Annotated in this window: 15 protein-coding genes; 8 read left to right on the forward strand and 7 right to left on the reverse strand. The window is 56.1% G+C overall.

Annotated elements, in window-relative coordinates; genetic code table 11:
- The first annotated feature begins 415 nt into the window (after window positions 1-415).
- Both VF694_RS12275 and VF694_RS12280 read left to right on the forward strand, forming a co-directional pair.
- On the forward strand, window positions 416-1,153 hold the full coding sequence (locus VF694_RS12275; protein ID WP_039944039.1) for a uracil-DNA glycosylase: 738 nt from the start codon (window positions 416-418) through the stop codon (window positions 1,151-1,153).
- Window positions 1,154-1,183: 30 nt separating this feature from the next.
- Complete coding sequence (locus tag VF694_RS12280; RefSeq protein WP_003804774.1) at window positions 1,184-1,519, forward strand: hypothetical protein; 336 nt, start codon at window positions 1,184-1,186, stop codon at window positions 1,517-1,519.
- A gap of 236 nt (window positions 1,520-1,755) precedes the next feature.
- Here the strand turns inward: VF694_RS12280 and lipA are convergent, their stop codons facing one another.
- A complete protein-coding gene (gene lipA / locus VF694_RS12285; RefSeq protein ID WP_003804777.1) occupies window positions 1,756-2,760 on the reverse strand; it encodes a lipoyl synthase in 1,005 nt (334 codons plus the stop codon).
- Window positions 2,761-2,962: 202 nt separating this feature from the next.
- On the opposite strand from lipA, the gene VF694_RS12290 reads away from it, so the two are divergent.
- The gene (locus VF694_RS12290) at window positions 2,963-3,754 is read left to right on the forward strand and encodes an enoyl-CoA hydratase (RefSeq protein ID WP_440164481.1); all 792 of its coding nucleotides are present in this window, start codon (window positions 2,963-2,965) and stop codon (window positions 3,752-3,754) included.
- A 78-nt stretch (window positions 3,755-3,832) separates the two neighbouring features.
- Here the strand turns inward: VF694_RS12290 and lipB are convergent, their stop codons facing one another.
- The 5 genes from lipB to VF694_RS12315 all read right to left on the reverse strand — a co-directional run bounded on the left by lipB (window position 3,833) and on the right by VF694_RS12315 (window position 7,684).
- Complete coding sequence (lipB, locus tag VF694_RS12295; RefSeq protein ID WP_003804782.1) at window positions 3,833-4,495, reverse strand: lipoyl(octanoyl) transferase LipB; 663 nt, start codon at window positions 4,493-4,495, stop codon at window positions 3,833-3,835.
- A 17-nt stretch (window positions 4,496-4,512) separates the two neighbouring features.
- The gene (locus tag VF694_RS12300) at window positions 4,513-4,785 is read right to left on the reverse strand and encodes a DUF493 family protein (RefSeq protein ID WP_003804783.1); all 273 of its coding nucleotides are present in this window, start codon (window positions 4,783-4,785) and stop codon (window positions 4,513-4,515) included.
- Complete coding sequence (locus tag VF694_RS12305) at window positions 4,782-5,654, reverse strand: D-amino acid aminotransferase (RefSeq protein WP_003804785.1); 873 nt, start codon at window positions 5,652-5,654, stop codon at window positions 4,782-4,784. Before VF694_RS12305 ends, VF694_RS12300 begins: the two co-directional genes overlap by 4 nt.
- Before the next feature lie 24 nt (window positions 5,655-5,678).
- Window positions 5,679-6,908, reverse strand: coding sequence for a D-alanyl-D-alanine carboxypeptidase family protein (locus VF694_RS12310; RefSeq protein WP_207307392.1), 1,230 nt, complete (start codon window positions 6,906-6,908; stop codon window positions 5,679-5,681).
- 125 nt (window positions 6,909-7,033) lie between these two features.
- Complete coding sequence (locus tag VF694_RS12315) at window positions 7,034-7,684, reverse strand: alpha/beta hydrolase (RefSeq protein ID WP_039944040.1); 651 nt, start codon at window positions 7,682-7,684, stop codon at window positions 7,034-7,036.
- A 57-nt stretch (window positions 7,685-7,741) separates the two neighbouring features.
- Between VF694_RS12315 and VF694_RS12320 the strand changes: the two genes are divergently transcribed.
- From VF694_RS12320 to VF694_RS12340, 5 genes are all read left to right on the forward strand, one after another.
- On the forward strand, window positions 7,742-8,611 hold the full coding sequence (locus tag VF694_RS12320) for a biotin--[acetyl-CoA-carboxylase] ligase (RefSeq protein ID WP_240209208.1): 870 nt from the start codon (window positions 7,742-7,744) through the stop codon (window positions 8,609-8,611).
- A gap of 38 nt (window positions 8,612-8,649) precedes the next feature.
- Window positions 8,650-9,486, forward strand: a complete 837-nt coding sequence (locus VF694_RS12325) for a type III pantothenate kinase (protein WP_003804793.1) — start codon at window positions 8,650-8,652, stop codon at window positions 9,484-9,486.
- A gap of 139 nt (window positions 9,487-9,625) precedes the next feature.
- Window positions 9,626-9,802 (forward strand): hypothetical protein, encoded by a 177-nt coding sequence (locus VF694_RS12330; RefSeq protein WP_003804797.1) that lies wholly within the window; start codon window positions 9,626-9,628, stop codon window positions 9,800-9,802.
- Between the two features lie 18 nt (window positions 9,803-9,820).
- Entirely contained in the window at window positions 9,821-10,651 is an 831-nt protein-coding gene (gene galU, locus VF694_RS12335; RefSeq protein WP_003804800.1) for a UTP--glucose-1-phosphate uridylyltransferase GalU, read from the forward strand.
- A gap of 254 nt (window positions 10,652-10,905) precedes the next feature.
- A complete protein-coding gene (locus VF694_RS12340; RefSeq protein WP_026483779.1) occupies window positions 10,906-11,115 on the forward strand; it encodes a cold-shock protein in 210 nt (69 codons plus the stop codon).
- A gap of 157 nt (window positions 11,116-11,272) precedes the next feature.
- Here the strand turns inward: VF694_RS12340 and VF694_RS12345 are convergent, their stop codons facing one another.
- Window positions 11,273-12,598 (reverse strand): 3-deoxy-D-manno-octulosonic acid transferase, encoded by a 1,326-nt coding sequence (locus VF694_RS12345; protein WP_059318349.1) that lies wholly within the window; start codon window positions 12,596-12,598, stop codon window positions 11,273-11,275.
- Window positions 12,599-12,686: the final 88 nt, after the last annotated feature.

Consider the following 12,686-nt stretch of genomic DNA (forward strand, 5'->3'; position numbering starts at 1 on the left):
AGATAGATAGATAGATAGATAGATAGATAGATAGATAGATAGATAGATAGATAGATAGATAGACAGGGACAAGGATAGGGATAGGTAGGCTGGTAGACCAGATGGCAACCCACCCGCGTGACAAGCCCTCTTAGGGGGGAGCACTTATAACGTTGACGCGCTTGCCGGGAAGGAAGTTGGAACTCCTTCTGTAGCGTCACAACCCTCGCCTCTATATATAGAGGCGACATGCCGTCCTTCTCGCTTCGATTCAACATGCCCCTCTATATAGAGAAGGAAAGCGGTATCCAAGCTGATAGGTCGGTCGACGCTCCCCTATTACAATAAGCAGACAACTAACTTTGCATGCAGACTCTGTATGGCACGCTCATCTTCTCAAGCCCCCACGACACAGCTCAGCCTGATTGGCGAGGAAATGCTATCCAATAATCTCCTGACCGAGAACATTCTCGATCAGGTCGCCCGCCTTCCCGCTGACTGGCGCGCCACCCTGGATCAGCCAGAGCTACAGAACATACTGGCAACATTAGCCAAGTGGCTGGACAAGGAATGCCAGGACGGTGCCGTCATTTATCCCGCCGCCCCGTTCCGTGCTTTGGAGCTGCTACCACTACAAAAGGTCAGCGTCGTGATTCTGGGTCAGGACCCTTACCACGGCCCCGATCAAGCCCAGGGACTGTCGTTTTCGGTTCCGGACACCTGCCCTGCACCACCTAGTCTGCGCAATATCTTCAAAGAGCTGGAACTGGAGTATCCCCAGACCCCTCTCCCGCCCAGCCATGATCTGAGCAACTGGGGCCGACAAGGCGTGTTGCTCTTGAACACATCCCTAACCGTCGAGGATGGCTTGCCTGCCTCTCACGCCAAGAAAGGCTGGGAGCAAATTACCGACGCTTTACTGATGAACCTGGCCCAGCAAAGTACACGCCCTATTGTGTATATGTTGTGGGGTGCTCATGCCCAGGCCAAAGAGGCATTGATCCAGCAACAGGCTCAATGCCCCCATCTGATTCTGAAAGCCAATCATCCCTCCCCTTTGGCTGCGCGTCGCCCACCGGTCCCATTTATTGGCTGCGGTCATTTTCGACTAGCCAATGAGTGGCTCACACAGCAAGGTGCCACGCCTATCCAATGGTTTGCCACTGGTGCCTGACCATCCCTTCCCTTTACCCCATACAAAACCATGCCTTTAAGCCCTGCCAATCCCGAACTAAGCTCTCAAGAGCAGCATGCCCAATGGTCAAACGAACTGCTCGAACAATATAGCTGGCAGTTCCAGGGGGAAACTCGCTTTGCCGTTCCGCTGAGCACCTTGCCCTTGCTGGATGAGTTGTTCACATTCGTGAACGAAACCATCAAGGACTCCTTTGACCGTTCTTTATTCTGCTGGACGGATCTCAAGCAAGACAGCACCGGTCTGACAGCCTGGTATTTAGGCGTCGAAGACTACGATGAGGCACTGGAGCCTTATATAGAGGGCTTATCTGCAAAGGCTCTGATCCAGGACCAAACGACATAAGGACTGCTGCGCCGGCACTGTCCGCACTGGCACAGAGGACTTGAACAATGCCGAGCAAGCTGACCGCAGCTCCGCCCCCGCTGGCGCGCCCCCATTTGCCCGCTCCTACACTCAGCGCCGATGCGCCAGTGGCCCTCATGGGCATGGCAAGGTCGGAAGGGCAAAAAAAACCCGGCACCAAAGCCGGGTTTCTTCATCTCTTAGCCGGATTGCATTTCAACCCGCCCACTGGGATTTCAAGGCTGCACACCTGCAGCATGTGCCTGCTGATCGGCGTGATAGGACGAACGCACCATGGCGCCCACGGCGGCATGAGTAAAGCCCATTGCATAGGCCTCCCGTTCAAACATCAAGAACTCATCGGGCGTCACATAACGCATCACGGGCAAGTGGTGACCCGAGGGCTGCAGATACTGACCAATGGTCAGCATATCAATATCGTGAGCACGCATATCGCGCATCACTTCCAAAATCTCTTCGTTGGTTTCACCCAGGCCCACCATCAGACCCGATTTAGTCGGAATGTTGGGATGCAGCTTCTTGAACTCTTGCAACAGCTTCAAGGAATGGTGATAGTCCGAACCAGGACGCGCCTGCTTGTACAAACGAGGAACGGTTTCAAGATTATGGTTCATGACATCCGGCGGGCAGGCATTCAGGATGCCCAGGGCTCGGTCCAGACGTGCGCGAAAGTCGGGCACCAACACTTCGATGGTCGTGGAAGGAGAGTGCTCGCGCACCTGGCGGATACATTCCACAAAGTGAGCCGCACCCCCATCACGCAAGTCATCACGGTCCACAGAGGTAATCACCACGTAGGACAACTTCATGGCCCCAATCGCCTTGGCCAGATTGGCGGGCTCGTTCTCATCCAGAGGATCAGGGCGGCCATGACCCACATCACAGAAGGGACAACGGCGGGTGCATTTGTCGCCCATGATCATGAACGTCGCTGTGCCCTTGCCAAAACATTCCCCGATATTGGGACAGGATGCTTCCTCACACACCGAAAACAACTTGTGTTCGCGCAGGGTTTCCTTGATCTCGTAGAAACGGGAGTTCGGCGCAGCCGCTTTCACCCGAATCCAGTCAGGCTTTTTCAAACGCTCTGCCTGCACGACCTTGATGGGAATGCGCGAGGTCTTGGCCTCGGCTTTCTGCTTTTGCGTGGCGTCATACTCAACAACGCGAGGGCGCACAGTAGGTTTGGAATCGACGGATGGATCGGTAGGGGTGGTCATAGGCGTCTAAATAGAAAAACAGCGTGCGAACAACATCATCACTCAACGATGGGCGCAGTGGTCAATTGTAGCCCCTTCGCTTTACAAGCGCCTAGAACAAGGGCGATAGTTTGTACCAGACCCCTCTAATATAGAGGTCGACTTAAGAATGCAGCAACACCCGAGAATAAAACCTGCAAATACTATAAGTACGGAGACTTGCATGTCACACGAGCACCCTGCCGATCCTGTCCTGCTTGAGCAACAGGGGGGACTGGCCCGCATCACCTTGAACCGACCCGCACAGTACAACGCGCTGTCCGAAGAAGTGCTGAACTCGTTACAACACATTCTGGACACACTGGGCCGGGAACCCAGTCTGCAATGCGTCATCATCCAGGCCGAAGGTAACGCTTTTTGCGCGGGGCATGATCTGAAGCAAATGCGCGCCAAACCTGAACACGACTATTACCGAGAGCTGTTCAGCCGTTGCAGTCGCGTCATGCAAAGTGTGCTGGCCCTGCCCGTACCGGTGATTGCCCGTGTGCAAGGGCTGGCCACCGCCGCCGGCTGTCAGCTAGTTGCAACCTGCGACCTGGCTGTTGCCTCCGAATCCACCCGCTTTGCCGTGTCCGGCATTAACGTTGGCCTGTTCTGCTCCACCCCTGCCGTTGCCCTGTCACGCTGCATACCCCCCAAGGCCGCCATGGAAATGCTGATGACGGGCGAATTCATCAGTGCTCAGCGGGCTCAAGAGCTGGGGTTGATCAACTATGCAGTCCCCGAAGATCAGTTGGATCAAACGGTACAACGACTGGCCGACAGCATCATGGCAAAAAGTCCGGTCGCCGTGCGGGCCGGCAAAGCCATGTTCTATCGCCAGCGCAGCCTGGCTATCGAACATGCCTACGATTACGCAGGCCAGGTCATGGCCGACAACATGATGAGCAATGATGCTTGCGAAGGCATTGACGCTTTTATCAGCAAACGCATGCCGCAATGGAGCGGCACCTGAGGTGACGCTTGACCTGAAATAAAGGTTATAGAGAACACAGCACCGTAACGGGAAACGGTGCTCTTGTGTCACCGCGCACTAAGCAACCGTGGCCGTTGCCCGCGACGTGATCGCCTGGGCCAGATAATCAGCCAGATACTGTGCCGCCTGCTCCCAGGAGACCTCCACACCCTGCGACGCGATATCCGTGGTCTGCAGCCCTTCATAGCCACAGGGATTGATACCGCCAAACGGCTTGAGATCCATCCCTATATTCAAGGCAAGGCCATGGTAAGAACGGCCATTACGGATTTTGACGCCCAGCGCGGAGATCTTGGCCAGCTCGGTCTTGCATCGCGCTTGCGGCACGTACACCCCAGGCGCACCCGGTTTGCAGCAGGCACCCTCGACCCCAAAATGGCTCAGACAGGCCATTACCGCCTCTTCCAGGAGACGCACATATTCTTTGACGTACAGCCCTGCCCGGCGAAGGTCAAACAGACAATACACCATCAGCTGACCCGGGCCGTGGTAGGTAATCTGTCCGCCCCGGTCGGTTTGCACCACGGGTATACCACCCGCATTGAGCAAATGCTCCGGCTTGCCGGCCTGCCCCTGGGTGTAAACGGGGGTGTGCTCCACAAGCCAGATTTCATCCGGCGTGTCCGGCCCGCGCAATTCGGTAAAAGCGCGCATCGCCTGCCAGATGGGCTCATAGGCGCTAGGCCGCTCAAACCATTTAATACGAACAGAGTCGGACATGAACGCCGGGTCCCTGATTACATCACCACGCGCACAAGATGATGCGCGTGCAGGGCACGATAGAGATTATCCAACTGCTCACGCGAGACGGCCCGCACGGTAAAAGTCAGGCCAGTGTAATTGCCCGCCTTGCTGGGCCGCACTTCAATGGTGGCGGCGTCAAAGTCGGGGTCGTGCTCCAGAACAATTGCCAGCAATTCGTCTTGCAGGGTGTCGTGGGTCTGGCCCATGACTTTGATAGGAAAGTCACTGGGATATTCAATTAATGATTCTTCGGGTGAAATTGTCATGCTTGCTCCGCAGCCTTGATGGCCTTGTCATAGCCTTCGCGCAATTTGGCAAAGACAGGGCCGGGTAGCCCGTCACCGACGGGCTGACCATTAAATACAACGATGGGCAGCACCTCTTTGGTCGCTGACGTCATCAAAATTTCGTCGGCAGTGTCGACCTCTGCGCGTGAGATCTGCCGTGCCTGGAAAGCGATGCCTGCCTGAGCGGCAAGCTCCTCCATCAAACTGTAGCGCACCCCTTCCAGGATCAGGTTGTTGCGCATGGGGGCCAGCAAGGTGCCATCGCGCACGATCCAGATGTTGCAGGAAGCCCCCTCTGTCAGAAAACCATCTCTGAACTGAATGACCTCGTCCACACCCGCCTGGACAGCTTGCTGCTTAGCCAACACATTACCCAGCAACGAAGTAGATTTTATATCGCAACGCAACCAGCGCTCATCGTCAATGGCCACAGCCTTCAAACCCGTCTCGCGCTCTTGCTGCACACGCTTGAAAGGCGAGACCATGATGAAAATACTGGGTGACACATGGTCCGGAAAGGCATGATCACGCTTGGCAACGCCACGGGTCACTTGAATGTAGACCATGCAGTCAGCGCCCCGGCCCGAGCGGGCCAGCATATCCAGCACCAGCTTTTCCCATTCACGGCGGCTAAAGGGATTGTGAATCCCCACTTTCGCCAGGCTGCGCTCCAGACGCCCCAGATGCCCATCAATACGAAAGGGTTTGCCATGGTAAGCAGGCACGACATCGTAGATACCGTCGCCAAAGATGAAACCTCGATCCAGTACCGAAATCTTGGCCTCACCCAAGCGCACGAAATCGCCATTCAGGTAAACAATGCTATCGGGGTCAATGCCTGCAATCATAGGGTTTAGTCTCGCACCAAAGGGTTACTCAAACATCAAGCGCACTTTGTCGGCCATACGTCCGAAAAAACCTGCCTCGGGCACATCTTCCAGCACCAGCAAAGGCTGCTCAGCCAATACCTTGCCATCCAGGGACAAAGTCAGTGTACCGACCTTGTCTCCCTTGCTCAACGGGGCCAGCAAGGGCTGGGTGTAGTTGGCAACCGGTTTGATTTCCGAGGACTTGCCACGAGGAACCGTCAGCCACAAGGGCTGGGCTGTACCCAAACCTACGTTCTCGACTTCGCCTTCCCACACGCGGGCGGTGACCGCCGGGTTATTGGCGTCGTACAGCTTGACCGTTTCAAAGTTCTGGAAGCTCCAGTTCAACAGCTTCAGACTATTTTCTGTACGAGCTGCATCGTTGGCCGTCCCCACGACCACCGAGACGACACGGCGGCCATCACGCAGGGCCGTAGACACCAGGCAGTAACCCGCTGACTGGGTATGGCCGGTTTTTAGTCCATCCACCGTATTGTCCAGCCAAAGCAGACGGTTGCGGTTGGGCTGCTTGATGTTGTTGTAGGTGTATTCTTTTTGGCTGTAGTAATGCAGGTACTGGGGAAAGCGGGCGACCAGCGCTGCGGACAACACACCCAGATCGCGCACCGATGTCAGGTGCTCGGGATCAGGCAAGCCGGTGGAGTTCTTGAAATGTGTCGCGGTCAAACCCAGTTTGGCCGCCTCTTCGTTCATCAGGGCGGCAAAGGCGCCTTCGCTACCCGCAACGGCTTCGGCCAACGCCACCGAGGCATCGTTACCCGACTGCACGATCACACCTTGCAGCAGATCGTTCACCGACACTTGCGAATTGACTTTGACAAACATGCGCGAGCCTTCGGTACGCCAGGCCTTGTCAGAGATCACGACGTTCTGGTCCAGCTTCAGGCGGCCTGTCTCCAAGGCATCAAAGACCAGATAGGCTGTCATCAGCTTGGTCAGGGAAGCGGGCTCCACCTGTTCATTGAGTCCTTCTGCCGCGATGATCTGTCCACTATTGACGTCCATGGACAACCAGGCACGCGCTGTCAGACTGGGTGCAGGCACCACAGACAAGTCACCCGGCAAGGCAGGCGTCTGGGCGCCGAGCACTTGCGTGGATTCGGCTGGAGCCGGTGTTTGCGTCTGTGCCTGTGCCACCATAGGCAGTGCCAAGGCAAGGGCCACCACACAACGAGAAAGGACTGGAGATGCAAATTTTTGAATAGAAGTCATGGAAAAAATCGATTGCTTTGACAGTGGCGGAAAGAGCCCATTATGGCAGAGCCATATGGGCCTGTGAGGGGCAGGACCCCTGAGTCTGAGCAGGAAAACGCAACGATTTGAAAGCAAAATCCGACTTAGGTTCCAAACGCAGCCAAATGTCGGCTAATCAGTTCGCGCAACTGAATCAGCTTGCCATGAAAAAAATGCCCAGCCTCAGGTAGTACGACCATGGGCAACTGGTGCTCGCGCGCAAAGTCCATGCCCTCGGACAAGGGAACAACATCGTCGGTTTCCCCGTGCACCAACAGGGTATCGGCAGGAGGACTGACTTCCCGGAAACGAAAGCGATTGACGGCCGTGCCCGTCAAGATGAATACAGGAGGCAAGGGTGCCTGGGCATCTTTCAGGCTGGCATAGACCTGGGCGGCGACAGCGGTGCCAAACGAAAAGCCAGCCAGCATGAATGGGCCTGAGTTCCACTGTGGGAAATGAGCCGGAAACTGCTCGATCAAGGCCAGCATGTCGGCCGTCTCTCCACGGCTGCTATCAAACTCCCCGGCGGACTTGCCCACACCACGGAAATCAGGGCGTACCGCCAGCAAGCCATGCTGAGTAGCACTGCGCGACAGGGTAGTCACGACTTTGTTATTGCGGGCTCCCCCATGCAAGGGGTGAGGATGCAGCAGCAAGGCCCAACCCTTGGGCTCGCCGGCTGGCCAATCCAGAGCACAGTCAATCACCCCGGCCTGGCCGGAAAACTGGATGGTATCTACGCGTTCAGACATGCTCAGATCAAATATCACATAAGATTACGTTTAACTCATCCAGTGTACCGGATTGTCATGAATACCTCTTCTGCATTCACCTTACCCAGCCCTCGCGACATGGTGGCGGAGCTGCGCACGCGCCTGCCTCATTTTCCTCAGATCCGCTGGGTAGACTCGACCGAATCGACAAACGCGGATCTGCTCGCCCTGGCTCGCCAAGAGGCAGGCCCGCGAGTACGTCCCTGGTTATTGGGCGCGCATCTGCAAAGCCGTGGCCGCGGGCGGGCGGGACGCACCTGGGAAAACAGCGTAGGCGCCAACCTGATGTTTTCCTGTGCCTTCGACATTTTTTTACCCGCACGCCAACTGCCCACACTCTCGCCGTTGTCCGGCCTGGCCACGACCGAGGCACTTCGCCAGTTTCTGGAGCCTGCGCTGCGCAATCGACTGGCCATGAAATGGCCCAATGATGTGCTGTGGGATCAAGCCAAACTATCCGGCATCCTGGTCGAGGCCACCCGAGCTAGCGCCGCCCCCAGCTCCAACGACCATCATGTGGTGATTATCGGCATTGGATTGAATCTGCGTGAAGCCGCCACCCTTAGCCTGAACACCCAGCGAGCTGTTGCCGACTGGACCAGCATTGCCGAACAGTCGCGCCAGGCTTCGCTGACGCGTTGCTCGGACATCGTTGCCAAGGTTGCCCAGAGTCTGTATCTGAGCCTGAATCATGTCACGGCCCATGGCTTTGCTGATTTGCCCGCTCGTTATGCACAGGTCGATGCCCTTATTGGGCAACAAGTCCATATCATCGACAATGGCCACATCCTGCATACCGGCATCGTGACGGGCATCAACACCTCCGGGCAACTGCTGTTGCGCCACCCCGATGGCTCGGAACGTGCGGTTACCGTAGGCGAAGTTTCCGTTCGCGCCCAACGTTGATCGCTATACTGGCATTCTTTTAGCTCTGACGACCCGGTATGACCCTGCTTATCGATTCTGGCAATACCCGCATCAAACTGGGGTGGTGTCATCCTTTAACCGGCGTGCGCGAGGACCAGGCGGTAAGCCTGCATGCGGACCAGTTGGATCAGTTGGCAAGCTGGCTGGAAGCCGCTCACGCTCCGCTGCAGACGTTTGCCAACCAAAAAGGCGTGCAGGCACTCGGCGTGAATGTGGCAGGCCCCCAGGTTCAGGCGCAGATTGATGCCGCGGTACGCCGTCTGGGTTTGGGCCCCGTGCGCTGGCTACAGGCCCAGGAACAGGTTTTTGGCCTGCACAACGATTATGAGCAAGCCAGTCAATTAGGTGCAGACCGCTGGGCCGCTTTGCTGGGCCTGAGCGACTTGCTGGCCCAGGAACACCCTGACGAGCAGGGCGCTTTACTGATCAGCTTTGGGACTGCCACAACCATCGATCTTCTAGGCCCCGCGCAAAACGGAATACGCCATTTTCTGGGCGGCTCCATTCTGCCGGGCCCCAGCCTGATGCTGGCCTCCCTCAAGCAAAATACGGCACAGTTGCCGCAGGCACACGGACAAACCGCCGCTTTTCCACGCAACACACAGTCGGCAATCAGCACGGGCGTTGCAGCCGCGCAAGCTGGTGCGGTGTTGCGCCAATGGGAAAAGGGACGCCAGCATCTGGGGCACAGCCCTCTGATCTTTCTGGCCGGAGGCGGCCGGGCATTGGCACAGCAGGAATTGTCCGAACAGCTCCATCACCACTGCCGCTTGATAGCGATCGCACCGCCGACCCTCTATGAGCTGGATACCCCTGCCTTGCGCGGGCTGGCCCTTTTTGCCTGCCGAAATTGAACGGCTTGAAAGGCCGCGACGGGATGGCCCACGTTCGCCCGCGTGACCCCTGGATACGTTTGGCATTAAAACGGATGAACTTAAACTGCCCTGCCCTTACAATGCCGGGCTGAACTGTATTTTTTTCCGGGCATCGACGATGCGACTGCTTTTCATACTGATCCTGGTGGCGAACGTCGCCCTGCTGGCCTTTGGACAAGGCTTTTTTGGCACGCCCCCCAGTGAGCAAGGCCGCGAGCCTCGTCAGTTCTCGCAGCGCAATCAAGATGCCATTCAACTTGGAACCCCGGCCCATCCGGCGCCCGCTTCCCCTTGATCCTCGATTGCCGACACTATGAAACCTATACGCAAAGCTGTTTTCCCCGTCGCCGGTCTAGGCACACGTTTTCTGCCTGCCACCAAGGCCATGCCCAAGGAAATGTTGCCAATCGTCGACAAACCCCTCATTCAGTATGCGGTCGAGGAAGCCATTGCCGCCGGGGTCACCGAATTGATCTTCATCACCGGCCGCAATAAGCGGGCCATTGAAGATCACTTTGACAGCATCCCAGAGCTGGAACAGGAACTGGCCGGCAAAAACAAGCTGGAACTGCTGGATGCGGTCCAAAATATTATTCCCAGCCATGTCAGCTGTATATATACCCGCCAGCCGCGCGCGCTGGGTCTGGGACATGCGGTTCTGTGCGCCGCACCCATTGTGGGCAACGAACCCTTCCTGGTTCTGCTGGCGGACGACCTGATCGACGCCAATACCCCGGTATCACGACAACTGGTTGAAGCGGCCCATCAATACAATGGCAGTATTGTTGCCACTCAAAATGTAAATAAAAATGAAACAAATAAATATGGAATAGTTTCCGGCGACTTAATCGATTCCAAAGCCACCCGACTTAATGGAATCGTTGAAAAACCAGCACCGGAAGTGGCTCCTTCTACGCAAGCCGTTGTGGGCCGTTATGTATTGGAACCGGAAATCTTTGACCACCTGCGACGCACTCAAGCAGGGGTGGGCGGAGAGATTCAATTAACGGACGGAATTGCCAGCCTTTTGAAAAGTCGTGCGGTATATGCCTATGAATATGAAGGCACACGTTACGACTGTGGTAGCAAATCAGGATTCTTTCATGCTACGCTTGAATTTGGTCGTAAATACCACGGACTTTAACGAGGGGCGCAGAGGGGTCCGCACGCATAACAAGCTTGGTTGTAATTGTTGTTCAAACACTGCCTGAAAAACCACGCAAAGGGCGATTTAGCTTGACTTACAGGCTAAATACCCCCTACGATTGGCAGTGCAGGATTTCAAGTTCGTCGAAGTTTGTTCAATACGGTATTGTTTCTAATACTCATTGCCCTGATTTTTACATCTTGACAATCTTTTTTGAGCAGATTGCTCGTCATTTTTAGGGAATGCAGGAAATGCAAACAGAAACCGGTATCGTGAAATGGTTCAATAACGAAAAAGGCTACGGCTTTATCTCCCCCGACAACGGTGGCAAAGATCTTTTCGTTCACCATTCCGACATCTTGGGCACAGGCTTTAAATCCTTGGAAGAAAACCAGCGCGTTTCGTACGTGTCGGCCGAAGGTCAAAAGGGCCCACAAGCTAAGAGCATCCAAAAACTGTAAATCGATCTCGATCAGTTTTTAGAACTCAAAAAAGCCCGCGTCATGCGGGCTTTTTTTATTCAACTTGATCCAGATCAGGTCAAGCTGTCTACAAATCGCCACAAACTCCAGCGCCAGTCAAAACCGAATACTTATTAGCTAATAAGCAAGCCGGTATTTAATCGCGAATCTGAGCCAGTCCCGAAAGTACGCGTTGCACTGCGCCCTCATGCATCTGAACCCAATGTAAGCCTGCATCTGCCATTTTGTGATGGCGCGCGGGATCATCCACCAGCTCTACCGCCTGCTGCAAAGCCAGGGCGGGGGTACTGGCCCGAATGGCGGCACCCGCCTGCATGGCATCTTGCATGGCCTGGGCAAAATTATGCGTATGAGGCCCCACAATGACAGGCACCCCCACTGCGCAGGCTTCAATAAAGTTTTGACCACCCAAAGGTTGAAAACTGCCCGCGACAATCGCCACCCGGGCCATGCCGTAGTACCAGTGCATTTCGCCCAGCGTATCGCCCAGCAGCACGTCGACCTCGCGACACGCCTCAACCGCACTGGTGCTGGTATCGCCCTGTTTCAACAGTTCACTGCGACGCACTGCGCGCAGCCCCCGTTGATTCAAGTAGTCGGCAGCCTCATCAAAGCGTTCAGGATGTCGCGGCACCACGACAAACAGAACGGGACTGTGCAACTCGCTGCCCTGTTTACGCTCACGACGCAAATAATGCGCGATCGCATCAATAAAATCCATATGCTCGGTCTCGCGCGTACTGGCAATGACCACCACGCGGCGGCCCAGGTCACTGGCAAAACCTCGACCACGCGCAATTTTCTCCTGCGGCAATACGACGTCAAACTTCAGGTTTCCCGATACCCGGACCCCTTGGGCCCCAGCCAGCTCCAGACGCTGGGCATCAGCCAGGCTCTGCGCGTAAATCAGCTGAAAAGATCGATATGCCTCGCGCATGACTGAGCCAGCTTTCAGGCTGGTGCGCAGGGCGCTTTCTGAAAAGCGAGCACTGGCCAGCATCATGGGTACGCCCTGCCGACGCGCAGCGGCCAGCAGATTGGGCCACACCTCGCGTTCGATCAGCACACCGGCACACGGCCGGTAGTGGGCAAAGAAGCGCCGTACCGAGCCGGGGAAGTCATAAGGCAACCATTGCTGCACCAACTGCCCGCTGGCAATTTCAGCCGCAAACGCGTTTGCCCCTTCTTCACGGCCCGTCACGGTCATGTGTGTCAGCAGGACCGTTTCACCCTGATCGAGCAAGGCCCGGATCAAGGGCTGCGCAGCCCGTGTTTCACCCAGGCTGACCGCATGCACCCACACAGGCGCTTTTTCAAGGGTGGGCGCAGAACCGTAAAAACCAAAACGGGGGCCTGACAACACTTGCCATTGCCCACCGGCGCGACGAGCACGCAGACCCATCCAGGCCATCAAGGCTGGAGCCAGAATGCGTATGGAGGCGGTATAAAAGAATCGGTTCACCCGTTTTGGCCTCGTTATGAAATCAGCAACCACCCGACCCGGCTTGGGGTGCTACCGAAAAACTACAGAAAACGGTGCGAGGCAGAAA

Source organism: Alcaligenes sp. Lyrl_28 (genome assembly GCF_051948705.1).
GTDB classification, from domain to species: domain Bacteria; phylum Pseudomonadota; class Gammaproteobacteria; order Burkholderiales; family Burkholderiaceae_B; genus Alcaligenes; species Alcaligenes ammonioxydans.